Here is a 23,177-nt window from a genome sequence, read left to right as displayed (position 1 = left end):
TGCGGCAGACTGAGGTCATGACCGCACGTTCCTCCGTGGAGCTGACCGTGGTGCTCGATCGCTCCGGGGCCCTGCCGCTGCCCGTCCAGCTGGCCGACGGCATCCGCGCCCAGGTCGCCTCCCGCGCCCTGACAGCCGGCGATGCGCTGCCCTCCACGCGCCTGTTCGCCTCCCGGCTCGGGGTCTCGCGCGGCACTGTCGTGGCCGCCTACGACCAGCTGATCGGCGAGGGATACCTGCGGGCCGAGCAGGGCCGGCCCACCACGGTGCATCCCGGGCTCGAGCGGATCCACCCGTCGACGCCGGCCTCCCTGCCCGGGTCGGCTCCCTCGCCATCGCCGGGGTCGCCGTCGTCGTTCAGCCCCGCCCCCAGGACTTCTGGGTTCGGCGAGGGGCCGATTCCCCACCCCGCGCCCGTCGCGGACGATGCGGTGGACGGACTGCCGGTCCGCGAGGAGCACCTCCTGGACCTGCGCCCCGGTCAGCCGGACACCAGCCGCGTGGAGGGCCCGGCATGGCGGGCGGCCTGGCGCCATGCAGCCGGTCAGCCGCTGCCCGTCCGCCCCGATCCTGCGGGGCAGGGCGTCCTGCGCCGCGCCTCGGCCGAGCACCTGCGCCTGATGCGCGCCCTGCCTGCGAGCCCCGACCGGCTCGTGATCACCGCCGGCGCCCGCGAGGGCCTGAGCCTGCTGCTGGGGACGCTGTCGGCCCGCTCCGGCCGCGCCCGTCTGCGGGTGGGGGTCGAGACGCCCGGCTACCCGACCCTGCGCGCGGCTGTGGAGGCGCTGGGGCACGAGCGCGTCGCCTGCCCGGTCGACGACGACGGGCTGCGGGTGGATCTCCTGCCCGCAGGAGACGACGCCCCCAACGTCCTGATCGTGACCCCCAGCCATCAGTACCCCCTGGGCGGATCCCTGAGCCTGCAGCGACGGCTGGAGCTGCTCGAGTGGGCGCAGCGCCATGACGTGCTGATCGTCGAGGACGACTTCGACTCCGAGCTGCGCTACGTGGGCGCCCCGCTGCCCACGCTGTCCGCGCTCGATCCCACCGGCGCATCCGTGGCCCTGCTCGGCACGTTCTCCGCCCTGCTCAGCCCCGCCTTGGCCACCGGCTACCTCGTGCTGCCCGACCCGTGGCTCGATCCGGTGCTGGAGCGGCGCCGCCAGCTCGGCGTGCCGGTCTCCGCGCTGACGCAGGCCGCGATCGCGCACCTTCTCGACTCCGGCTACCTGCGCCGGCACACGCGGCGGATGCGCTCGGTCTACGCCCGGCGCCGCGACCGGATCCGGGCGGCCTTCGCCGAGACGCGCCGAGCCCGACTGGCGCCCATGCACGGCGGTGTGGACGTCGTGATCACGACCGACGACGAGGAGGCCGCCGTCGTGGGCCGCTGCCGCGATGCCGGGCTGCTGGTGGGACGCCGCTCCGCCTACTGGAGCGCTGCTTCGCCTCTGCCGAGCGAGGCCAGCGACGTCGACTGCGCGGACCGCAGCGACTGCGGCATCCATGGCGGCAGCGACGGTGAAGTCGCCGGCGACATCAGGGGCGGTGCAGGTGGCAGGGGCGGCGGCGGCATCGTGGTGGGCTTCGCCCGCACCGACGACGAGGTCCTCACCCGGGTCCTTCCGCAGCTCGTCGCCGCCTGCGAAGGCCGCCCCTCCCCCCACCCGCCGAGTGGATGCTGAATTGCGCTGAGAGGGCCGATAGCGCAACTGGGTATCCACTCGGCGGGAGGAGGACTGTCTCGGCGGGAGGATGAGAGGGGAATCGTCCTCCAGGGTGAGGCGGATCGTGCGCGGGGAGGGCGACCCGGGGATGTCGGCATTCCTAGCGTGGAGCCATGCACACCACCACAGCACCGGACGCCTCAGCGGCCCCGCACACTCCTGCCGAACCTCACCCGGGCGCCCGCTTGCACCCGACGCCGCAGATGGCGCATCTGCTCTGGGCCATTGCGGCGTTCGTCGGGAGCCTGGCGGGAGCGGCCATCGGCGGCATCGCCCTCGGCTTCCTGCTGCGCTCGGGGACGGCCATCGCCGTCGGCGTGATGATGGGAGGCGCGCTGGCCGGGTTCGGGCTGCTGCGCCTGGGCCTTCTGGGGCGGATGGGATGGAGCGTGCGCGATCTGGGCTTCCACCGCGGACGCCACAGCCTGCTGCACCTGCTCTGGTTCACCCCGGTCGGCATCATCGCCGCGCTGATCGCCACGGCCATGGCAGGCTCCGCCCTGGGCGCCTCCCCGGCCCAGAGCACGACGAGTCTGCAGGCGCTGGAGGCAGGCCCCCTGCTGGGAGTGCCGATGCTGCTCCTGGCCGCAGTGGTGCTGCCCCTGCTCGAGGAGATCGTGTTCCGCCGGGTCCTGCTGGACTGGATGGCCTCGCACATGCCCGTCGGGCTGGCCGCGGCGCTCGTGGTGGTCGTGTTCGCAGCGGCCCATGCGGTGCCGGCGGTGATGCTCTACATCTTCTTCCTCGGGATACCGCTGGTGCTCGCTCGGCTGTGGTTCGGGAACCTGTGGGCGCCGCTGATCGTGCATGCGACCAACAACGCGCTCGTCAGCCTGGTGGCCCTCACGACCCTCACCTGAGCCCGCACGACTCCGCCGAGTGGATCCCCAGTTGCGTTGAGAGCCTCAACAGCGCAACGGGGAATCCACTCGGCGGGGTGGGGTTGGGGGTGAGTCAGACGGAGGTGTACCCGCCGTCGATGACCAGGTTCTCGCCGGTGACCATGGCCGCGTCGTCGCTGGCCAGGTATCCGATCGCCGCGGCGATCTCCTCCGGCTCCGCGAAGCGCCCGGCGGGGATGGCGGCGCGCATCTCGTCGCCGACCGGCCCGGCCCAGGCCTTCTTGCCCAGCTCCGTGGCCACGACCGTGGGCGAGACCGTGTTCACGGTGACGCCACTGGCAGCCCACTCGGCGGCCAGCACCTTGGTCAGCCCCAGCAGCCCCGCCTTCGAGGCGGCGTAGGCGGCGTGGCGCTCCAGGCCCACGAGCGCACCCTGGGAGGCGATGCTCACCACGCGCCCATGGCCCTTCTCGCACATGACGCGCCCGGCGGCGCGGCTGAGGCGGAACACGGCCGAGAGGTTCAGGGCGATCGTGGTGTCCCACTTCTCGTCCGAGAGCTCCAGGGCCGGATCCAGCAGGGCGACGCCGGCCGAGTTCACCAGGACGTCGAGGCCGCCGGCCGCATCCACGACGTCGGCGATCACCCGGTCGGCCGCGCCGTCCTCGAGCAGATCTGCGACGACCGCGTGATGGCCCTCGCCGAGCCCCGTCATGACATCGATCAGGCGCTCATCGCGGTCGATGCCCACCACGGTCGCCCCGGCGGCGGCGAACCACTGCGCGGAGGCCAGTCCGAGCCCGTTGGCGGCGCCGGTGACCGCCACGACCTCGCCGCTGAAGTCGGCGCTCAGGCGGCTCATGCGCCCTCCTGCAGGCCGGTCGCTTCCTTCTCGTACTCGCTCAGGGCGGCGACCTTCTCGGCCGAGGCGCTGGACTCATCGAACGTGTAGCCCAGCCACTCCCTGGCCAGGCGACGAGCCAGCTCCAGTCCGATCACACGCTCGCCCATGCACAGCACCTGCGCGTTGTTGGACAGCACCGAGCGCTCCACCGAGAACGAGTCGTGCGCGGTCACGGCGCGGATGCCCGGAACCTTGTTGGCGGAGATCGCCACGCCCAGTCCGGTGCCGCAGATCAGCAGCGCGCGGTCGGCCTCGCCGGCGGCCACCTTGCGCGCGGCGTCGACGGCCACGTGCGGGTAGGCGGTGTGCTCGTCGTCGCCGACGCCGACGTCGATGACCTCGGCCACACGCGGATCCGCCTCCAGATCCTTCTTCAGCGCGGTCTTGTAGCTGTAGCCGGCGTCATCCCCGCCGACGACGATGCGCAGTCCCTGATCAGCCATGTCCTCCTCCTTCTGCCGGGGCACCCGCCCCGGCGCTTCGTCTGGTTTCAGCTCCAGGCTCGGACGGATCGTGCGCGCGGCACAACCGGTCCGAGCCGGAATCCCTGTCAGTTCGCGGCGGGCGCATCCGTCTGGCCCAGGGTCTCCCCCAGCGAGACCAGGATCAGGCCCATGGAGGTGGCCCCGGCGTCCGGGGTCCCCACCGACTTCTCCGCCAGCGGGCGGGCGCGGCCCACCTTGGGCCGCAGCTCGGCTGTGGCCTCCGCCTGCTCCTGCGCCGTGACGGCCGCCTTGGTCCAGGCCTCCTGCAGGGGAAGCTCCGCGTGCTCCTCGCACAGGGCGTCGACGAACGGCAGCAGCGCATCCAGCAGGGTCTTGTCCCCGCGATGGGCCCCGCCGAGCTGCTGGATGGACTCGGCGAACGAGCGTACGGCCCGGCGGACGTCGTCCTCGGAGTACCCGTCGGCGGCATCGTCGATCTCGCGGCCCGCGGACTCCAGGGCCGCGCCCCACAGCACGCCCGACGTGCCGCCGGCGTACTCGGCCCAGGCCTGGCCGCCGCGGCGCAGCGTCCAGGAGGCTCCCCCCTCGGCGGCTGCCGCGTCCACAGCCCTGCGCGCCGCGGAGATGCCCTTGACCATGCCGCGGCCGTGATCGCCGTCTCCGGCCACGGCGTCGATCTCGCCCAGGCGCTGCTCGTTGTCCCGCAGCAGCTGCTCGATCCGCACGGTGGCGTCCTGGACGACGCCGGCGGCCCGACGCCCTGCCTCCGAGGACTCCGGGGCCTGCTCCCTCTCCTCGGCGTCGGCGGCCTCCTCCGCGGAGCTCATGCCCTGCAGCGGCGCCGCCTGCTTGCGGTAGGCCGGGGTGTAGGCATCCGAGGTCCACAGGCGCTCGAGCTCCTCGTCCAGCCAGAACAGGGTCAGCGACGCGCCGCCCATGTCCAGGCTCGTGACGAGCTCACCGACCTCGGGATCGATGATCTCCAGCCCGGCTTCACGCAGCCGCGGGGCGATGCGGCTCCACAGCAGGAACAGCTCCTCGTACTTGGTGGTGCCCAGCCCGTTGACGATCACGCCCACGCGCGAGCCCCTGTCCTGCGGGACGTCCTCGAGCAGCGGGGTCACGAGCATCTCCGCCAGACCGTCGGCGGTGGGCAGCTCGACGTCGCGGATGCCGGGCTCGCCGTGGATGCCCAGGCCCAGGCCCAGGTGGCCCTCAGGCACGGAGAACAGCGGCTCATCCGCTCCGGGCATGGTGCACCCGGAGAAGGCCACGCCCAGGCTGCGGGTGCGCGCATTCGCACTGCTGCCGATGCGCTCGACCTCATCGAGATCGAGACCCTCGGCGGCAGCCGCCCCCATGGCGCGGAAGACCGTGAAGTCACCCGCGATGCCGCGGCGCTTGTCGATCTCCTCGGCGGAGGCGATGTCATCGGTCACCACCACGATGCGGGTGTCGATGCCCTCGTCGTTGAGCCGCTTGGCCGCGATCCCGAAGTTCATGTTGTCCCCGGCGTAGTTGCCGAAGGTCAGGATCACGCCGCGGCCGCGGTGGGCGGCCTTGGCCACCGAGTAGACCTGAGCGGCCGAGGGCGAGGTGAAGATGTTGCCGACCACCGCACCGGCCGCGAAGCCGGGGCCGACGAGCCCCGCGAAGGCCGGGTAGTGCCCGGAGCCGCCGCCGACGATCACTGCCACCTCGGGCTCGCCCTGCGGCAGCCGCACGACGCCGCCGGCCACCTTGCGCAGGCGGTCGGAGTACAGGTCCACGAAGCCGTCGAGCTGATCGTCGCAGAACTCGGCCGGGTCGTTGAAGATCGTGGTCATGATCGGTCCTTCTCGATCCGCAGCGGATCGGTCGACTGAATGTATGTGGCCTTCGGAATATGCGAGGGGCGCGGCCGTCCTCGTGACTGGATCCCGCGAGGTGCGCGGGCAGCGCCCGCCGAGACAGGCCCCGGCGGGCGCTTCGGCTCAGTGGGCCTCGCCGCGGACCTGCGGCACCTTGAGCACGCGGGTCAGTGCGAAGGCCACGCCGTAGAGGACCACGAAGGCCCACACCACGCCGGCGTCGCCGCCCCACGGACGCACGACCGCGACCACGAGCGAGCCCAGGAAGGCCGCGCCACCGGCGGCCGTCGTGTACATGGCCATCGCCGCGCCCTTGTGCTGGGGCGTGAGGTTCGGCATGACCGCGCCCATGGGCACGAAGCCCGCGAGCAGGATGCCGAACACGGTGCCAGCGATCACGGTCAGCCAGTAGCCGTAGGTGGAGCCGGGCTCGACCATGTGCGGGACGTACCACCAGGCCAGCAGGCCCAGGGCCGATCCGACGATGCCGAACCAGCGCACGGTGCGGATCCAGCCCCACTGATCGCCGATGTAGCCGAACAGGGCGTTGAAGGAGATGTTGCCGGCGAACACGATCGTGGTCATCAGCAGCCACTGGTTCTGGCTCCAGCCGAGGTCGTCGACCATCACGGCCGGCAGAATCACGAACATGCCGAACTGCGGGGCGGTGTTGATCAGGCGGACGCAGAAGCCGGCGAAGATGCGCGGCTCGAGCACCATGACGCGCAGACCGCCCAGGATCACGGTTCCGGCGGACTCCCCGGCCGGAGCCAGGCGCTGCAGGCCGCGGGGCTCGCGGACGCCGAACCAGGCGATCAGGAAGCCGGCGAGCACGAGCAGCGAGGAGACGATCATGGCACCGGTCTCGCCGCCGTTGCCGCCGCCGAAGCCCGAGATGGCGAGGATGGCCACCAGGGAGCCCAGGGTCGGCATGCCTCCGGTGAACATCACGTAGAACCAGCCCACGGCCGTGGCGTTGCGCGCTCGCGGAGTGACGTGGTTGATCCACACCAGGAACGAGAACGCGAACAGCGGGAAGCCGAAGCCGCGGAAGAAGTACGACAGTGCGATCAGCACCGTGCTGTCGAGCTGGATCGAGAGCAGGAAGGCCGCCTCGAACACGATCCACACCAGGAAGCCCAGCAGCATGACCCGCTTGGGGCCGAAGAGATCGGAGAGGGCACCGGAGAGGTAGGAGCCGACCAGCACGGAGATGCCGTAGATCGAGATGACCGTGGCAGCGAGGTTCTCGTCGCCCACGGCCCGGGCCAGGTGCGGGGAGATGAAGTTGGACTCCACGCCGTTGCCGGTCATGAAGATCAGGACGGCCAGGAAACCCCATTTGATGGAGTTCGGGATGCCCATGCGGTCGAAGCGGGTCTCCGTCACCGGGGAGCCGGTCGCTGTCGCGGTCTGAGTCATGTGCTTGCTTTCATCCGGGTCGGCGGCCGCGGGCGGTCGCGGCCGCCGACAGGCAGAGGTGGTGAGGTGCTCGGCGTATCAGCCGTGGACGATCGAGACCTTGACGGAGGCTCCACCGGAGTCCCCCACCAGATCCAGGGCGTCCTGGTACTTCTCGAGCGGGAACTGATCCGTGCAGATGCGATCCAGCGGGAGCTTGCCCGACTCGATCATCTTGATCGCGGCCGGCCAGGTGTGGGGGCCCAGGTGGGCGCCGCGGACGTCGAGCTCCTTGTCATCGGAGATGATCGACCAGTCGACCGTGACGTCCGAGCCGAAGACCGAGTACTCCACGAACGTTCCGAGCTTGCGCAGCAGGTTCAGCCCCTGGCTCACGGCCGACGGGTGCCCGGTGCACTCGATGTAGACATCGGCGCCGTAGCCCTCGGTGAGCTCCTTGACCTTGGCGACCGCGTCCTCGCGGCCGATGTTGATCGTGAGGTCCGCGCCGCAGGCCTTGGCCAGATCGAGCTTCTGGTCGTCCATGTCCAGGGCGATCACGGTCAGCGGGGACTTGGCCACCGCGCCGGCGATCGCGCCCAGGCCGATGGGGCCGCAGCCGGCGATCACGACGACGTCCTCGAACGTGATGCCCGCGCGCTCCACGGCGTGCAGCGAGCAGGCCAGCGGCTCGGCGAACGCGGCGTGCTGCGGGGCGACATCCTTGGAGATCCGGTGCACGCGGGCCTGCGGCGGGACGAGCATGAACTCGGCCATGCCGCCGTCGAAGTTGCGGAATCCGAACATGTCGTGCGGGCCGCACATCCAGTACTCGCCGCGCTGGCAGTAGCGGCACTTGCCGCACGGAACGATCTGCTCGAGGACGATGCGGTCCCCGACCTCCACGCCGTGCTTGCCCAGGCCCTCCGTGCCGCCGCCGACGACCTCGCCGACCAGCTCATGGCCCGGGGTCACGCCGGTCTGCGCCCAGGCCGGGCGGTTGGCGTCGCCCCAGAACTTGGCGGCGCCGTGGTAGCACTTCAGGTCGCTGGCGCACACGCCGACGGCCTCCATGCGCACGAGCAGCTCATCCTCCTGCGGAGTCGGCTTGGGCCGGGTCTCCATGCGGTAGTCCTCGGGACCGTGCACGACGACCGCCTGCATGGTCTCGGCACCCTGGGTGGTCGTGGTGTCTTCCGACATGGTGTCCCCTCACAGCTCTGTGATCCGAATTACAGGACAACACTAGATCGCGCTGAACAGATGTCAAGAACAGATGTGCGGACATCCGTCCGGCGGGCGGGACATGTCGTCATGAAGCGCCGGATGACACGGATCGCAGGCGTTCGCGCGGCATCGGAGCGGCCGCGGGGTAGTGTGAACAGATGTTCACCACAGCCCAGGAGCCGGGGTCCCGATGACCGCTGCCGATCCTCGCCTGCAGCTGGCCTTCGAGGCAGCGGAGGCCTACTACACCCATGGCCGCACCCAGGCGGACGTGGCCCAGCATCTGGGAGTCTCCCGCCCCACCGTCAGCCGCCTGCTCGAGGAGGCGCGCAGATCCGGCATGGTGACCATCACCGTGACGCCGCCGCCCGGCGGAGCGGGCCTGCAGGCGCTGAGCGCCGAGCTGACGCAGGCTCTGGGCGTGCGCAGCGTGCGGATCTCCTCCGGCGGCGGGCGCGAGGCCTCGCTGGGCGCGGCCCTGGTCCAGCAGACGTCCCAGGCCCTGCTCGACTACCGGCTGCGGCCCGGCGACGTCCTGGTCGTGGCCTCGGGGCGCACGGTCTACGAGCTGAGCCTCGAGAAGCTGCCCCAGCTGCCCGGGCTCGTGCTGGTGCCCGGCGTGGGAGGGCAGGCCGACCCCGAGCCGTGGTTCCAGACCAACGAGCTCGTGCGCACCCTGGCGCACAAGACCGGCGGCAGCCCCCGGTTCCTGTTCGCCGAGGCCAAGCCGTCCCCCGCCCTCTACGAGGCGCTGCGCACGGACCCCAGCTTCCGCGGCATCCAGCAGCTGTGGGCCGGCGCCTCCGCCGCGATCCTGGGCATCGGCGCTCCGCCGCGGACCCGCAGCTCGGTCACCTCCGGCATCCCGGTGGACGACCCCGCGGTCCTCACCGCCGCCGGCGACGTCTGCCTGCACTTCATCCACCCCGACGGCCGCCCGCTGGAGTTCCCGGACTCCGAGCGGCTGGTGCGCATCCCCCTGGACGACCTCCTGGCGATCCCGCAGCGCCTGGCCGTGGCCGCTGGCACCGAGAAGGTGCCGAGCATCATCGCCGCCGCGCGGATGGGCTGCTTCCACGATCTGGTGACGGATCAGCCGACCGCCCGCGCCCTGGCCGAGACCCTGCTTCCGCCGCCTTCCTGACCCCCGCCGAGTGGATGCCCAGTTGCGCTATCGGGGCTCTCAGCGCAAAGGGGTATCCACTCGGCGGGGGGGGTTCAGGCCTGGACGGGGGTGTCGCTGCCGCGCTGCAGCTCGGCCAGGCGATGCATGGTCTCCCGGTTGTCCCGGTAGAGCTGCGTGTAGAGCCCGAAGATCTCGTCGTAGAGCTCGCGGTGCTGCGGATCGGGCTCCACCGTCTCCCCGATGCACGCCCAGTCCCGGGTGTCGATCCCCGACGTGGTCTCCGCCGCAAGCATGGCCGCCCCGTAGGAGGCGCCGATCGTCTGATCCGGGATCTGCTGCGAGCGCCCGGTGACATCGCTGACGATCTGCACCCACAGCCGCGACTGCGTACCGCCGCCCACGGCCACGAGCCGCTCCGGGCGCTCTACCCCCTCCTCGAGCAGGTCCAGGATCTGGCGCAGTCCGCAGGCGATGCCCTCGTAGGTCGCCCGGAAGATCTCGGCCGGACCGTGGGAGAGCGTCAGGCCGATGACGGTGCCGCGGGCGTCGGGATCGAAGATCGGGGTGCGCTCGCCCGCGAAGTACGGCAGCACCACGAGCCCGCGCGCCCCCGGCGGAACCGAGCCGGCCTCCTCGACGAGCTGCCCGAAGTCCGGATCGCCCCACTGCCCGCGCCACCACGAGGTCAGGCTGCCCGAGGTCGCGGTGCCCGCGGCCAGGCAGCGCGAGCCCTCCGTGATGCCAGCCGTGGACCACAGCTGCGCCTCATGGGCCTGGCTGCGCAGGTTCTGCACGACGAAGAACGTGGAGCCGTACTGGAGCATGGTGTCGCCGGGGGCGCGCACGCCGGCGCTCCAGGCCTCGGTCCAGGCGTCGACGGTCCCGGCACAGACCGGGGTGCCCTCGGGCAGGCCGGTGGCCCGGGAGGCCTCCGCGGAGATCGACCCGACCGCCTCGTTCGCCCAGGCCAGGCGTGGGCGCTCCAGGTGCTCCGCGATCTCGTCGTACCAGTCCTCGGCCCAGGTCTCGGCGGTGAGGTCGTAGAGCGGATCCGACTGGCTGGCGGTGTGGTGATCGAGCACGTACTCGCCAGTGAGCATGCCGAGGATGTACGAATGCGCGCTCCCCCAGCGCACGGCCCGCGTGAAGCTGTCCGGCTCGTGATCGCGGACCCAGCGCATCTTGGGGCCGATCGACTGGCTGGACAGGGAGTTGCCGCACCGTGCGACGATCCGCTCGTCGCCGAGCTGCTCGGTGAGGTCCTCGATCTCCTGGAAGGCCCGGGTGTCCACGCCGTAGAGGATCGCGGCGCGCACGGGCGTGAAGTCCTCCTCCATGAGCACCAGGCACGGTCCCATGCCGCTGACGCAGACGCCGTGGACCTGCTCGGCATCCTGCCCCTCGAGCAACCGCTGCGAGATCTGCTGGATCTCGGGCCACCACTGCTGCTGGGCGTCGAACTCGGCCCATCCCGTGGAGGGCGAGGACATCGTGTGGGTCACCGACTCCTTCCGCAGGATGGTGCCGTCGCCATCCACCAGGACACCCTTGGTGCTGCCCGTGCCGATGTCGATGCCGATGTGCATGACCGCCCCTCCGTCGCCGATGTGCCCCGAGCCTATCCTCGGGATCCGTCACGCCCGTGAGCCGCGCCACCACCCCGCTCCCCCTCCCGCCGAGTGGATGCCCAGTTGCGCTGAGAGCCCCGATAGCGCAACTGAGCATCCACTCGCGGGAAGGGGGATGTGCGGATTGTTGACAATCCGACGCGGTGTTCTAGGGTCGGGATCGTGAGCAGCACTCAGTTCCCCATGGGAAACCGCGACTACGCCGCCCCGGAGCCGGAGCGGACGCCCGATGACGACGTCCGCCCGCCGCTCTTCAGGCGCGCCGAGTACGACCGCCGACTGAAGGCAGTGCGCGAGCAGATGGAGTACCAGGGCCTCAGCGCCCTGATCGTCACGGATCCGGCGAACATCTTCTATCTGACGGGCTACGACGCCTGGTCGTTCTACACCCCGCAGCTGCTCTTCGTGGCCGACGAGGGCGAGATGCTGCTGCATCTTCGGGAGATGGACGCCAACGGCGCCTTCCGCACCGCCTGGCTGCCGCCGGAGCAGATCGTGGGCTACCCGGAGCGCTATGTGCACCGCCCGCACCTGCACCCGTTCGACTGGATCGCCTTCAGCCTGCGCCGCCGGGGCCTCATCGCCCGCGCCACCCGCGGCGCCGTCGGCCTGGAGATGGACGCCCACTTCTTCTCCCCCAAGGGGTTCCGCAGCCTGCTCAACGCCTTGCCGGAGTGGAAGCTCGTGGACTGCTTCGAGCTCGTGAACTGGGTCCGCGCCGTGAAGTCGGAGGCCGAGATCCAGTACATGCGCACCGCGGCACGCGTCACCACGGCCGCCATGCAGGCCGCGATCGACACGATCGGCGTGGGAGTGCCGCAGAACATGGTGGCCGCCCAGATCGCCCGTGCGCAGGCCGAGGGCGACGGCGAGGCCTGGGGCGACTTCCCCGCGATCGTCCCCATGCTGCCCACCGGAACCTCCGCGGACACCCCGCACCTCACCTGGTCGGACCGCGTGCTCACCGAGGGCGACGCCGTCGTCGTCGAGCTCGCCGGCGCCCACCGCCGGTACCACGTCCCCCTGGCCCGCACGGTGATGCTGGGCGAGCCCACCGACGACCTCCTGCGCCTGGAGGACGCCGTGGCCGAGGGCCTGCAGGTCGTGCTCGACACCGCCGCCGAGGGCGTGCCCGTACGCGAGCTCGCCCGCGCCTGGAACTGGTCGCTGGCCCGTCACGGCCTGGAGAAGGACAGTCGCCTGGGCTACTCCGTGGGCATCGGCTACCCGCCGGACTGGGGCGAGCGCACGATCAGCATCCGCACCGAGGACGAGACCGTCCTGGCCGAGAACATGACCTTCCACGTCATCTGCGGCATGTGGATGACCGGCTTCGGCTACGAGGTCTCGGAGTCCGTGCGGATCACCCGCTCCGGCGCAGAGACCTTCACCTCGTTCCCGCGTTCCCTCATCAGGAAGTGAGCAGATCATGACGACCCCGCACCTGAGCACCGTCTCCGGACTCGAACCTCGTCCGACCGAGGGCATCGCCGGCGATCCGCACGAGGGCCTGCTCCCGCTGGCCTCCCGCGCCGATGGCCTCGTGGGCTCGGTCATCGACTCGTCGACGTCGCTGCTGGCCGCACAGACCCACGACATCGTGCGCTTCGCCATGGGGGCCCCGGCGGCGGAGGTCATCCCCACCGAGCAGTTCCGGCGCCTGGCCGGCGAGGTCCTGGACGACAGCTCGTTCACCTACGGCGCCACCGAGGGCGAGCCCGGAATGCTCGAGACCATCGTCGCGCTCGGCACGGAGACCGGGCACCCCACCCGCCCGGAGCGGATCGTGGTGACCTCCGGCGGCATGCAGGGCCTGGACATCGCCTTCAAGCTGTTCGTGGATCCCGGAGACCTGGTGGTCGTCGAGAGTCCCACCTACACCAACGGCTCGGGCACCGCGCTGAGCTACGGCGCGGAGATCCTCGAGATTCCCATGGACGACGACGGCATGGACATCGACGCCCTCGAAGCACAGGTCGGCGAGCTCGGACGCAAGCCCCGGCTGATCTACACGATCCCCAACTTCCAGAACCCCTCCGGGACCACGCTGAGCCCTGAGCGCCGCAAGCGCCTCCTCGAGCTGGCGCACGAGTGGGGCAGCGTGATCCTGGACGACGATCCGTACGGCGAGCTGCGCTTCAGCGGCCATGACGTGCCGAGCTTCGCCGAGCTGAGCCCCGAGGACCCCCTGGTCTTCTCCGTGCGCACCTTCTCCAAGGTCCTGGCCCCGGGACTGCGCGTGGGGTGGATCGACGCCGATCCTCGCATGCGCGATCTCGTGATCGCGGCCAAGCAGGCTATGGACACGTGCACCAACGTGCCGAACCAGCACGTGGTGGAACGCTTCATCCGCCAGGGCGGCTACCAGGAGCACCTCGAGGGGCTGCGCACCGAGTACCGTCGGCGCAAGGAGGCCATGGACGCCTCGATCGCCCGTCACCTGGGCGATCGAGTGGTCACCACCGACCCGCAGGGCGGCTTCTTCCTGTGGGTCACCCTGCAGGGCGAGGACGCGCGCATCTCCACGAGCCGCCTCTTCGAGATCGCACTGGCCGAGGGCGTCGCCTTCATCCCGGGACCTGCGCTGTCCCCGTCGGGCCGGTTCCAGGACGCCTTTCGGCTGTGCTTCGCCTCCTCGACCCCCGAGCGCACGGAAGAGGGCCTGCAGCGACTGGCCCGCGCACTGGACATCGCCCGCGCGGAGCTGGGCGGCTGAGCCGCACGACGACGCGGCTGAGCGGGTTTCCCGAGAATCCCTGCGCAGCGCCCAGCCGCTGAGCGCTCAGGAGCACGACGGAGGCGGGGCCCGGACCGATCGGTCCGGGCCCCGCCTCCGTCGCCTGGTGCTGCCGCCCCGAGCGGGCCGATCGGGCCCCGCGGCGCGGGGACATGAGAGGGCAGCTCAGGCCTTCCCGGCGCGGATCCGCACGATCTCCTGCGGCCCCGTCTCCGGGATGTCGTTGCCGCGCAGAGACGCGCCCACGGTCTCCTTCATGAAGTGCACCGCGATCAGTCCGACGATGCAGGCCGCGCCCATGTAGAACGCCGGCACCAGCGGGCTGCCGGTCGCCTCGATCAGCGCCTCGTTGACCGACGGGGCGGTGCCGCCGAACAGCGAGGTGGAGACGTTGTAGGTGATCGCGAACCCGGCGAAGCGCACCTTGGTGGGGAACATGGCCGGGAAGGTCGCCGAGATCGTGGCCAGCTGGAGGACGTAGAGCAGGCCCAGGACGCTGATGCCGATCAGCGTGCCCCATACGCCCTGCGACATCAGCATGTACATGGGCACGGACATCACGATCAGCCCGATCAGGGAGATCCGCCACACGGGCTTGCGCCCCAGCCGGTCGGACAGCGACCCCGCGAAGGGGATCAGCAGCATCATGCCGAACTGCGTGACGAACGAGATCGTCAGCACCGTCTGGTACTCCATGCCGCCGGTGCCCTCGAGGTAGGTGGGCATGTAGCTGAGCAGCGTGTAGTTCACGACGTTCACGGCGATGACCAGCCCGGCCATGGTGAGGATCGGGCGCCAGTAGCCGGTGAGCAGGTCCTTGAGCCCGCCGAGGGCGCTGTCCTGGGTGGCGTCGAGCTCCTCGGCCTCCTCGAACACGGGGGTCTCCCCCAGCTTGGAGCGCAGGTACATGCCGATCAGGCCCATGGGGCCGGCGATCAGGAACGGGATGCGCCATCCCCACTCCATCATGCCGTCATGGCCCAGGAAGGTCTCGCCGAGCAGCACGATCAGGGACCCCAGGGCGAAGCCGCCCATGGTGCCGAACTCCAGGAAGCTGCCCAGGAAGCCGCGCTTGCGGTCCGGGGCGTACTCCGCCATGAAGGTCGCTGCGCCGCCGTACTCGCCGCCGGTGGAGAAGCCCTGCACGGCGCGCAGGACGATCAGCAGGATCGGGGCCAGGACGCCGATGGTCTCGAACGAGGGCAGCAGACCGATGCAGAACGTGGCGCCGGCCATCAGGATGATCGTCAGCGCCAGGATCGCCTTGCGGCCCAGGCGGTCGCCGAGCGGGCCCCAGAACAGGCCGCCGAGCGGACGGACCAGGAACGAGAAGGCGAAGGTGGCCAGCGCCAGGACGGTGCCGTACTCGCCGGGGAAGAAGTTGTGGGTGATGTAGCCGACCGAGACCGCGTAGACGCCGTAGTCGAACCACTCCGTCGCGTTGCCGATCGCGGAAGCGGCGACGGCGCGGTGGACGGTGCCCGCATCGGGCGCGGCGGGCTGGTGATCGGCGTCGTGCGCCGACGGGTCGCGCTGCGACCCCGGATCCTGTCCTGCTTGCGACGAGCTCATGGCAGTCTCCCTCGTAGGATTGTCAACAATCATTGAAGCATCTGACCCCTCCCACCTCAAGCCCATGTCGCCCATTGACCAGAGCGACGCGCTGGGAGCGCACGGTAGGATCGTCGACAATCGTCAACGCCCACCCGGAGGCCTCCTTGCCGCCCGCTGCACTGAACCCCGTCGTCCAGGAGTCCACCCCCGCGCTGATCGCCCGGCAGCTGCGCCGCGCGATCGGCGAGGGGGAGCTGGCTCCGGGACAGCAGCTCAACGAGGCCGCGCTCAGCCGCAGCCTCGGCGTCAGCCGCGGCCCCCTGCGCGAGGCCATGCAGCGCCTCACCCAGGAGGGCCTGCTCGTCAGCGTGCGGAATCGCGGCGTCTTCGTCATCGAGGTCACCGACGACGACGTCCGCGACATGTACCTGGCCCGCACGGCGCTCGAGCGCGCCGCTGCCGCACATGCTGCGGAGACGGATCCTGCCGCGGCGCAGGAGCAGCTGCTGCGGATCGTGCAGGAGATGGAGGACGCGGCCGGCCGCGGCGACCTCGTGGCCGTCACCGAGGCCGACATCGACTTCCACACCACGCTCGTGTCCCTGGCGCACAGCCCGCGGCTGACCCGGATGCACACCACGCTCATGGTCGAGACCCGCATGTGCATCACCGCCCTGGAGCAGCGCTACAGCTCGCAGTCCCCGCGGCTGCAGGAGCATCGGCACATCGCCGAGGCGATCGGCCGCGCCGATCTGGCCGGGCTGGACCGCCTGCTCGTCGGCCACATGGAGGACGCGATCGGCAGGCTGGTCGCGGCCCTGGACTGAGGCCGGGCTTCAGCCGCGCGGCATGGCCATGTACGTGGTCTCGAGGAACTCGTCGATGCCCACGCGACCGCCCTCCCTGCCCAGGCCCGAGGCCTTGATGCCGCCGAACGGCGCGGCCGGGTTGGAGACGATGCCCGTGTTGAGCCCGACCATCCCGACCTCCATGGCCTCCCCCACGCGGAAGGCGCGGTCGAGATCCTGTGTGAACAGGTAGCCCGACAGCCCCCAGGGGGTGTCGTTGGCCAGGGCGATGGCCTCCTTCTCCGTGTCGAACGGGATGACCGGGGCCACCGGCCCGAAGATCTCCTCGCCCATCAGCCTCGAGGACGGGTCGACGCCCGAGAGGACCGTCGGGCGGTAGAAGTAGCCGGGCCTCTCCGGGCGCGAGCCGCCGCAGATCACCTCGGCGCCGCGCTGGACGGCGTCGTCCACGAGCTCCTGGACCTTGCGCAGGGCCTTGGGCTCCACGAGCGGGCCCACCTGCACGCCCTCCGCCAGCCCGTCGCCCACGCTCAGCGCGCCGAGTCGCTCGGCGAGACGGCGGGAGAACTCGTCGGCGACCGAGCGCTGGACGTAGAGGCGATTGGCCGCGGTGCAGGCCTCGCCCATGTTGCGCATCTTGGCCGCGAAGGCGCCCTCGACCGCGCGGTCCAGGTCGGCATCCTCGAAGACCAGGAACGGCGCGTTGCCGCCGAGCTCCATGGACGAGCGCATGACGTGCTGCGAGGCCTGCTCGAGCAGCCTGACACCCACCGCCGTGGACCCGGTGAAGCTGATCTTGCGCGCGATCCCGCTGGACATCCACGGCTCGACGACGGAGCCGGCATCGGTCGTGCACACGATGTTCAGCACTCCGGCGGGCACCCCGGCCTCGAGCAGGATGTCGGCCAGCGCCAGCGACGTCAGCGGGGTGAGCTCGGCCGGCTTGAACACCATGGTGCAGCCGGCGGCGATGGCCGGGGCGATCTTGCGCGCCCCCATGGCCAGCGGGAAGTTCCACGGCGTGACCAGCACGCACGGGCCCACCGGTCGCTGGGAGACCATGAAGCGTGTCTTCCCGTCGCCCGAGAGCATCTGGTCCCCGCCGATGCGCACGGCCTCCTCGGAGAACCAGCGCAGGAACTCCGCGGCGTAGGCGACCTCGCCCTTGGCCTCGGCCAGCGGCTTGCCCATCTCCGAGGTCATGATCAGGGCGAGCTCGTCCTGCCGGGCCATGACCAGGTCGAAGGCCCGGCGCAGGATCTCGCTGCGCTCGCGCGGGGCGGTGCGGGCCCACTCGGGCTGAGCGCGCCCGGCGGCCTCGATGGCTCGGCGGGCGTCGTCGGGTCCGCCGTCGGCCACCGTGGCGATGACCTCCTCCGTGGCGGGGTTGATCACCTCGAAGCGAGCGCCGGTGGCGGACTCGCCCCAGGCGCCGTCGATGAGCAGCCCCGTGCTCACCGCGGAGATGACCTCATGGGCAGTGCGGGCATGATCCTGGGTGTTCATCGTGGCTCCTCTTCCTGGTCTCGCTCGGGTTGTTCGGCTCGGTGGCCTGGGGCCACCTGGTCTGCTGCGGGGCCCGACGGGGGCCCCGGATCCAGCAGCTGCGCCAGGTGCATCCCCGGGCGCTGGGGCTCCAGGTGGTCCACCTGCATGGCGCAGGAGAAGCCGTCGGTGAGCACGGGATCCTCCTCGCGCGCGCCGCGCAGCGCCGGGGCGAGCGCGTTCTCGGCGACCTGCATGCTGACGTCGTAGTGCTGGGCCTCGAAGCCGAAGTTCCCGGCCACGCCGCAGCACCCGGAGGCATCCACGACCTCGCGCACGCCGGCGGCAGCGAGCACCCGGCGCTGGGAGGCGGGGCCGAACACGGAGTGCTCGTGGCAGTGGGTCTGCAGCACGACGCGATCGGGGATCGGGGCCGACGGCTCCGGCCGCCAGCCCTGCGCCGTCCGCTCGGCCAGATGCGCGGCGAAGCTGCGCACCCGTCGGGACACGCGCCGGGCCTGGTCGGTGGGCACCAGCTCCGGCAGGTCCTTGCGCAGCGCGGCCGCGCAGCTGGGCTCGACCACCACGATCGGGCGCTCGGTACCGTCGTCGAGGGCCTCCGCGGCCCGCGCCAGAAGCCGCCGAGCGGTGCCGAGCTGCCCCGTGGAGATCCAGGTGAGCCCGCAGCACGCCTCGGCCGAGCACTCGACCCGCTCGCCGGCCTGCTGCAGGACGCGAGCGGCAGCGCCGGCGGCCTCGGGGCGGAACCCGCGGGTGAAGGTGTCGACGAAGAGCACCGCATCGCCCGCTCCCGGGGCGACCGCGGCGTCCGCGACCTCCTGCCGCCACTGCCCCGTCCGAGCGAAGCGCGGCATCCTGCGCTCGGGCGTCAGCCCGCCCAGCACGGCTGCCGCCTTGGCCAGCGGCGTGGACAGCAGCGCATTGACGACCGGTGCGATCCGCCCGGCCACGAGCAGCCACCGCGGCAGCCATCCCAGGGAGAAGTGCGCGACCGGACGCAGGCGCCCGGCGTAGTAATGATCGAAGAACTCCGACTTGTACGTGGCCATGTCGACCCCGGCGGGGCAGTCGGTCGAGCACGCCTTGCAGGACAGGCACAGGTCCAGCGCCTCGCGGACCTCCTCGGAGCGCCAGCCCTCCTCCACGGTCCTTGCGCCCCGGACCATCTCCTGCAGCACCCGAGCGCGTCCGCGCGTGGAGTCCTTCTCATCGCGCGTGGCCCGGAAGCTGGGGCACATCACCCCGCCGGTGTCGGCCCGGCAGCGCCCCACGCCGATGCACCCCTGGACGGCGTGCACCCAGGGGTCGGGGGCGCTCTGGCCGGCGCTCGCTCCGCCGGCCGCACCTGAGGTGTGGGAGTGGGCGGGGCTGAGATCGAAGCTCGTGCGCCACTCGCGCTGCGGGACGCCCTCCAGGGCCAGGTGGTCGTCCATCCGGTCGGGCTCGGTCATGATGCCCGGGCTGAGCATGCCCTCCGGGTCCCACAGCCGGCGGAAGCGCACGAAGGCGGCCAGGACCTGCGGCGAGTACATCAGCGGCAGCAGCTCGGAGCGGGAGCGCCCGTCGCCGTGCTCCCCCGACAAGGACCCGCCGTGGCGCACCACGAGCCGGGCCGCAGCCTGGGTGAACTCGCGGAAGACCCTGCGGCCGTCGTCGGTGCGCAGGTCGTAGGTGATCCGGATGTGCATGCAGCCGGCGCCGAAGTGCCCGTACATGACCCCGTCCAGCCTGTGCTCGTCCATCAGCACCCGCAGCTCGGCCAGGTAGTCGGCCAGGTCCTCCGGCTCCACGGCCGAGTCCTCCCAGCCCGGCCAGGACTCGCCGCCGCTGGCCAGGCGCGAGGACAGCCCCGCCCCATCCTCGCGGACGCGCCACAGGGAGGCGCGCTCCGCCGGGTCCGGGACGGCCTGGCCCTCCACGAGCCTGCCGTTGCGCGCCAGCCGCTCCAGCAGCCGCTCGGCCTGGCCCTCGACGGCGGCCTGGTCTTCACCGTCCAGGTCCACGAACAGCCAGGCGCGGCCGTCGGGCAGTCCCAGAACAGAGTCCGGACCGCGGCGCGCCCGCATGGTCTCCACGATCGCGGCGTCGGTGCCCTCCACCGCCGCTGGGGAGAACTCGAGGATCGTGGTGATGTCGCGGGCGGCATCCACGACGTCGTCGTAGCCCAGGCACACGAGCAGCGCGCTGGGCGGCCTGGGCACCAGGCGCATGCGGGCCCCGACCACCAGGGCGCAGGTGCCCTCCGAGCCCACGAGCGCGCGGGCGATGTCCAGCCTGTGCTCGGGCAGCAGGTTCTGCAGGTGATAGCCCGAGACCTGCCGCTGGATGCGTCCGAGCTCGAGCCGGAAGGGCGCCAGGTTCTCCCGGCCGAGCTGCTCCAGCTGCCCCAGCAGCTCACGGGCGCGTCGCTCGGAGTGCACGTCGTGCGGATCGGTGGCGCGCAGACCACGGTTGGTCGCGGTGAGACGGGCGCCGTCGGTCGTGACGACGTCGATCTCGACCACGTGGTCCGAGGTCCGCCCGTAGCGCACCGAGTGGTTGCCGCAGGCGTCGTTGCCGATCGCCCCGCCGACCGTGGCCCGATTCTTGGACGACGGGTCCGGGGCGAACGTGAGCCGCCCGCCTGTGGCCGCCTCGACCTCACGGGTCAGATCCGCCAGGACCACCCCGGGATCGACGTCGACGGTCCGCGCGTCCTCATCCAGGACGCGGATGGCCGTGAGGTGGCGCGAGAAGTCCACGACGACGCCGGGGCCCACCGCGTTGCCCGCCATGGATGTCCCGCCGCCCCGTCCGATCAGGGGCGTGCCGGTCTCGCGGCACACACGCACGATCGCCAGGACGTCGTCGGCGCTGCGCGGGAAGACGACGGCCAGCGGGACCACGCGGTAGTTCGAGGCGTCGTAGGAGTACTCGGCCAGCCTCCGGGCGGAGACCTCCGCCTGGAGGCCGGCCTGCTGCATCCGGTCCAGGATCTCGTCGGCATCGCCCTGCGGGGCCTGGGCGTCGCTGCGGAGGGCGGCCTCGCTCATGGGCAGACCTCAGGCGCCGGTGGTGCCGGACGGGGCCGAGGAGACGACGGCTTCCACGGCCGCCTCGAAACGCTGCAGGCCCAGGGCGATCTCCTCCTCGCTCACCACGAGCGCGGGGATCAGGCGCACGACGTTGCCCGCCGGACCGCAGGTCAGGCTGAGAAGGTCCTGCTCCGTGGTGGCCTGCTGGACCGCGGCGGCGTTGGCGGCATCAGGAGAGCCGTCCGGCGCGGTGAACTCGATGCCCTGCATGAGCCCCAGGCCGCGGACGTCGCCGATGACCGGGAAGCGCTGCTGGATCTGCTTCAGTCCGGCCTGCAGCTGCTCGCCGCGGACCCGGGAGTTCTCCACCAGCCCCTCCTTCTCGACCACCCCGAGCGTGGCCACCCCGGCGGCGGCCGAGACGGCGTTGCCTCCGTACGTGCCGCCCTGCGAGCCGGGCCAGGCCTTGGACATCAGCTCGGTCGAGGCGGCGATCGCGGAGATCGGGAAGCCGGAGGCGATGCCCTTGGCGGTGATGAGGACGTCCGGGCGGGCGGAGCTGTGCTGGTGGCCCCAGAACTTCCCGGTGCGCCCGACGCCGGCCTGGACCTCGTCGAAGATGAGGACGATCCCGTGGCGGTCGGCGCGCTCGCGCAGCCCCTCCAGGAAAGCGGGAGGCGTGGGGATGTAGCCGCCGTCGCCCAGCGCGGGCTCGATCAGGAAGGCCGCGGTGTCCGAGGGCGCGGTGCGGGTCTGCAGGAGGTAGTCGAGCTCCTGCAGAGCGAAGTCGACGGAGGTCTGCTCATCCCAGCCGTAGCGGTAGGCGTACGGGAACGCGGACATGTGCACGCCAGCCATCAGCGGGGCGAAGCCCGCCGAGAACTTGGTGCCGGCGGTGGTCAGCGAGGCCGCGGCGACGGTGCGCCCGTGGAAGCCGCCCTGGAACACGACGATGTTCGGGCGACCTGCGGCCATGCGCGCCAGGCGGATGGAGGCCTCGACCGCCTCGGAGCCGGAGTTGGCGTAGAACACCGAGTCCAGGCCCTCCGGCAGGACCTCGCCGAGCTTGTCGGTGAGCTCCAGTAGGGGCTTGTGCATCACGGTCGTGTACTGCGCGTGGATGATCTTCCCGACCTGCTCCTGGGCGGCGGCCACGACCTCCGGGTGGCAGTGCCCGGTGCTCGTGACGCCGATCCCGGTGGTGAAGTCGAGGTACTCGCGTCCGTCGATGCCGTAGATCCAGCTGCCGCGGGCGTGGTCGACGACCACCGGGGTGGCCTGCTTGAGGACGGGGCTCAGAGATGTCATGCGTCACATTCTCCGAACCGCGCCGCAGGATTGTCAACAATCCGACATCGCTACAGTGGAGGGATGAGCACCGCGAGCCCGTCCCCGCAGTCCGAGTCCCGGCCCCGCCTGGTCGTCCTCACGACCGAGACCACGCCGCCCCCGTCCGGCTCCGCCCGCTTCGAGGAGCTGACCGAGGTGACCTGGACCGATGCCGAGGGACTGCCGCAGGCGATCGCCGGCGCGCAGATCCTGCTCGTGTGGGACTTCTTCTCCGGGGCCCTGCGCGAGGCCTGGCCGCACGCCGATGCCCTCGAGTGGGTCCACGTGGCGGCCGCGGGCGTGGATTCGCTGCTGTTCGACGAGCTGCGCCAGTCCCCCGTGACCGTCACCAACGCGCACGGGGCCTTCGACACCCCGATCGCCGAGTTCGTGCTGGCCTCGATCCTGGCCCACGACAAGCAGCTGCACCGCTCCGAGCGGCTGCAGCGCGAGCGCACGTGGCAGCACCGGGAGACTGCTCTGAGCGCAGGGCGTCGGGTCCTGGTGATCGGCACGGGCGGGATCGGCCGGGCCACGGCGCGGCTGCTGAAGGCCGTCGGCATGGAGGTCATGGGTGCCGGTCGCACGGCGCGGCAGGATCCGGACTTCGGGACGATCATCGCCAGCGACGAGCTCGTGGAGCACGTGGGGTGGGCCGATCACGTCGTGCTGATCGCGCCGCTGACCGAGCAGACCCGCGGGCTCGTGGGACACGAGGTGCTCGAGCACATGAAACCCACTGCCCATCTGATCAATGCGGGCCGCGGCGCGCTGGTGGACGAGCCGGCGCTGATCGCCGCCCTGCAGGAGGGCCGGATCGCGGCCGCCTCGCTGGACGTCGTCTCCCAGGAGCCCCTGCCGCAGGACTCGCCGCTGTGGGACATGGACGAGGTCCACCTCTCGGCACACATGAGCGGCGACGTGGTGGGCTGGCGGGACACGCTCAGCGAGCAGTTCGAGCGCAACCTCGAGGCCTGGGTCCAGGGCCGTCCCCTGAGCAACGAGGTGGACAAGCAGAAGGGCTACGTCCGAGGCTCCTGACCGCTCTCCACCCCGCCGAGTGGACAGCTGCTTGCG

17 protein-coding genes are annotated in these 23,177 nt (G+C 71.4%); 7 read left to right on the top strand and 10 right to left on the bottom strand.

The window, feature by feature from the left end; genetic code table 11:
• Positions 1–17: 17 nt before the first annotated feature.
• Together RF645_RS06945 and RF645_RS06940 are read left to right on the top strand one after the other, a co-directional pair.
• Positions 18–1,685, top strand: a complete 1,668-nt coding sequence (locus RF645_RS06945) for a PLP-dependent aminotransferase family protein (RefSeq protein ID WP_058871536.1) — start codon at positions 18–20, stop codon at positions 1,683–1,685.
• 155 nt (positions 1,686–1,840) lie between these two features.
• Complete coding sequence (locus tag RF645_RS06940; RefSeq protein WP_082676955.1) at positions 1,841–2,587, top strand: CPBP family intramembrane glutamic endopeptidase; 747 nt, start codon at positions 1,841–1,843, stop codon at positions 2,585–2,587.
• Positions 2,588–2,681: 94 nt separating this feature from the next.
• On the opposite strand, the gene RF645_RS06935 is transcribed toward RF645_RS06940, so the two are convergent.
• From RF645_RS06935 to RF645_RS06915, 5 genes are all read right to left on the bottom strand, one after another.
• The gene (locus RF645_RS06935) at positions 2,682–3,431 is read right to left on the bottom strand and encodes a GolD/DthD family dehydrogenase (protein WP_058871538.1); all 750 of its coding nucleotides are present in this window, start codon (positions 3,429–3,431) and stop codon (positions 2,682–2,684) included.
• Positions 3,428–3,916 (bottom strand): ribose-5-phosphate isomerase, encoded by a 489-nt coding sequence (locus RF645_RS06930; RefSeq protein ID WP_058871539.1) that lies wholly within the window; start codon positions 3,914–3,916, stop codon positions 3,428–3,430. The genes RF645_RS06935 and RF645_RS06930 overlap by 4 nt, the downstream gene beginning before the upstream one ends.
• A 107-nt stretch (positions 3,917–4,023) precedes the next feature.
• A complete protein-coding gene (locus tag RF645_RS06925) occupies positions 4,024–5,745 on the bottom strand; it encodes a dihydroxyacetone kinase family protein (protein ID WP_058871540.1) in 1,722 nt (573 codons plus the stop codon).
• 147 nt (positions 5,746–5,892) lie between these two features.
• Positions 5,893–7,191, bottom strand: coding sequence for an RbtT/DalT/CsbX family MFS transporter (locus RF645_RS06920; RefSeq protein ID WP_058871541.1), 1,299 nt, complete (start codon positions 7,189–7,191; stop codon positions 5,893–5,895).
• Positions 7,192–7,269: 78 nt separating this feature from the next.
• The gene (locus RF645_RS06915) at positions 7,270–8,373 is read right to left on the bottom strand and encodes a zinc-binding dehydrogenase (RefSeq protein ID WP_058871542.1); all 1,104 of its coding nucleotides are present in this window, start codon (positions 8,371–8,373) and stop codon (positions 7,270–7,272) included.
• A gap of 214 nt (positions 8,374–8,587) precedes the next feature.
• On the opposite strand from RF645_RS06915, the gene RF645_RS06910 reads away from it, so the two are divergent.
• Entirely contained in the window at positions 8,588–9,541 is a 954-nt protein-coding gene (locus RF645_RS06910; protein WP_058871543.1) for a sugar-binding transcriptional regulator, read from the top strand.
• Between the two features lie 74 nt (positions 9,542–9,615).
• On the opposite strand, the gene RF645_RS06905 is transcribed toward RF645_RS06910, so the two are convergent.
• Complete coding sequence (locus RF645_RS06905) at positions 9,616–11,109, bottom strand: FGGY-family carbohydrate kinase (protein WP_058871544.1); 1,494 nt, start codon at positions 11,107–11,109, stop codon at positions 9,616–9,618.
• A gap of 225 nt (positions 11,110–11,334) precedes the next feature.
• Between RF645_RS06905 and RF645_RS06900 the strand changes: the two genes are divergently transcribed.
• The gene (locus RF645_RS06900) at positions 11,335–12,573 is read left to right on the top strand and encodes a M24 family metallopeptidase (RefSeq protein WP_235586782.1); all 1,239 of its coding nucleotides are present in this window, start codon (positions 11,335–11,337) and stop codon (positions 12,571–12,573) included.
• Positions 12,574–12,580: 7 nt separating this feature from the next.
• Complete coding sequence (locus RF645_RS06895) at positions 12,581–13,867, top strand: PLP-dependent aminotransferase family protein (protein WP_235586772.1); 1,287 nt, start codon at positions 12,581–12,583, stop codon at positions 13,865–13,867.
• A gap of 186 nt (positions 13,868–14,053) precedes the next feature.
• Here the strand turns inward: RF645_RS06895 and RF645_RS06890 are convergent, their stop codons facing one another.
• Positions 14,054–15,460 (bottom strand): MFS transporter, encoded by a 1,407-nt coding sequence (locus tag RF645_RS06890; RefSeq protein ID WP_058871545.1) that lies wholly within the window; start codon positions 15,458–15,460, stop codon positions 14,054–14,056.
• 146 nt (positions 15,461–15,606) lie between these two features.
• On the opposite strand from RF645_RS06890, the gene RF645_RS06885 reads away from it, so the two are divergent.
• A complete protein-coding gene (locus RF645_RS06885; protein WP_006214549.1) occupies positions 15,607–16,269 on the top strand; it encodes a GntR family transcriptional regulator in 663 nt (220 codons plus the stop codon).
• A gap of 9 nt (positions 16,270–16,278) precedes the next feature.
• Here the strand turns inward: RF645_RS06885 and RF645_RS06880 are convergent, their stop codons facing one another.
• From RF645_RS06880 to RF645_RS06870, 3 genes are read right to left on the bottom strand one after another with little or no spacing between them, the layout of a single operon-like run.
• Positions 16,279–17,757: an NAD-dependent succinate-semialdehyde dehydrogenase gene (locus tag RF645_RS06880; protein WP_024289359.1), complete on the bottom strand. Its 1,479-nt coding sequence runs from the start codon at positions 17,755–17,757 to the stop codon at positions 16,279–16,281.
• On the bottom strand, positions 17,754–20,789 hold the full coding sequence (locus RF645_RS06875) for an FAD-binding and (Fe-S)-binding domain-containing protein (RefSeq protein WP_058871546.1): 3,036 nt from the start codon (positions 20,787–20,789) through the stop codon (positions 17,754–17,756). Before RF645_RS06875 ends, RF645_RS06880 begins: the two co-directional genes overlap by 4 nt.
• A 9-nt stretch (positions 20,790–20,798) precedes the next feature.
• Positions 20,799–22,079, bottom strand: a complete 1,281-nt coding sequence (locus RF645_RS06870; protein ID WP_368818851.1) for an aspartate aminotransferase family protein — start codon at positions 22,077–22,079, stop codon at positions 20,799–20,801.
• Between the two features lie 63 nt (positions 22,080–22,142).
• Here RF645_RS06870 and RF645_RS06865 point away from each other — a divergent pair, with 63 nt between their 5' ends.
• Positions 22,143–23,141 carry a D-2-hydroxyacid dehydrogenase gene (locus RF645_RS06865; RefSeq protein WP_368818850.1) on the top strand — a complete coding sequence of 333 codons (999 nt, stop codon included), beginning with the start codon at positions 22,143–22,145 and terminating at the stop codon, positions 23,139–23,141.
• The last annotated feature ends 36 nt before the right edge of the window (positions 23,142–23,177 follow it).

Origin of the sequence: Kocuria sp. CPCC 205260 (assembly GCF_040981045.1) — a bacterium.
GTDB lineage: Bacteria > Actinomycetota > Actinomycetes > Actinomycetales > Micrococcaceae > Kocuria > Kocuria palustris.
Note: the sequence above shows the minus strand (reverse complement) of the source record. Positions and strands in the feature narration are given on the sequence as shown.

What these genes read in the sequence shown, in the direction of transcription:
- RF645_RS06945 (WP_058871536.1), top strand. Translation starts at nt 18, where the DNA reads ATGACCGCACGTTCCTCCGTGGAGCTGACCGTGGTGCTCGATCGCTCC.
- RF645_RS06880 (WP_024289359.1), bottom strand. Translation starts at nt 17,757, where the DNA reads ATGAACACCCAGGATCATGCCCGCACTGCCCATGAGGTCATCTCCGCG.
- RF645_RS06870 (WP_368818851.1), bottom strand. Translation starts at nt 22,079, where the DNA reads ATGACATCTCTGAGCCCCGTCCTCAAGCAGGCCACCCCGGTGGTCGTC.
- RF645_RS06895 (WP_235586772.1), top strand. Translation starts at nt 12,581, where the DNA reads ATGACGACCCCGCACCTGAGCACCGTCTCCGGACTCGAACCTCGTCCG.
- RF645_RS06940 (WP_082676955.1), top strand. Translation starts at nt 1,841, where the DNA reads ATGCACACCACCACAGCACCGGACGCCTCAGCGGCCCCGCACACTCCT.
- RF645_RS06935 (WP_058871538.1), bottom strand. Translation starts at nt 3,431, where the DNA reads ATGAGCCGCCTGAGCGCCGACTTCAGCGGCGAGGTCGTGGCGGTCACC.
- RF645_RS06910 (WP_058871543.1), top strand. Translation starts at nt 8,588, where the DNA reads ATGACCGCTGCCGATCCTCGCCTGCAGCTGGCCTTCGAGGCAGCGGAG.
- RF645_RS06900 (WP_235586782.1), top strand. Translation starts at nt 11,335, where the DNA reads ATGGGAAACCGCGACTACGCCGCCCCGGAGCCGGAGCGGACGCCCGAT.
- RF645_RS06890 (WP_058871545.1), bottom strand. Translation starts at nt 15,460, where the DNA reads ATGAGCTCGTCGCAAGCAGGACAGGATCCGGGGTCGCAGCGCGACCCG.
- RF645_RS06915 (WP_058871542.1), bottom strand. Translation starts at nt 8,373, where the DNA reads ATGTCGGAAGACACCACGACCACCCAGGGTGCCGAGACCATGCAGGCG.
- RF645_RS06920 (WP_058871541.1), bottom strand. Translation starts at nt 7,191, where the DNA reads ATGACTCAGACCGCGACAGCGACCGGCTCCCCGGTGACGGAGACCCGC.
- RF645_RS06865 (WP_368818850.1), top strand. Translation starts at nt 22,143, where the DNA reads ATGAGCACCGCGAGCCCGTCCCCGCAGTCCGAGTCCCGGCCCCGCCTG.
- RF645_RS06905 (WP_058871544.1), bottom strand. Translation starts at nt 11,109, where the DNA reads ATGCACATCGGCATCGACATCGGCACGGGCAGCACCAAGGGTGTCCTG.
- RF645_RS06875 (WP_058871546.1), bottom strand. Translation starts at nt 20,789, where the DNA reads ATGAGCGAGGCCGCCCTCCGCAGCGACGCCCAGGCCCCGCAGGGCGAT.
- RF645_RS06930 (WP_058871539.1), bottom strand. Translation starts at nt 3,916, where the DNA reads ATGGCTGATCAGGGACTGCGCATCGTCGTCGGCGGGGATGACGCCGGC.
- RF645_RS06925 (WP_058871540.1), bottom strand. Translation starts at nt 5,745, where the DNA reads ATGACCACGATCTTCAACGACCCGGCCGAGTTCTGCGACGATCAGCTC.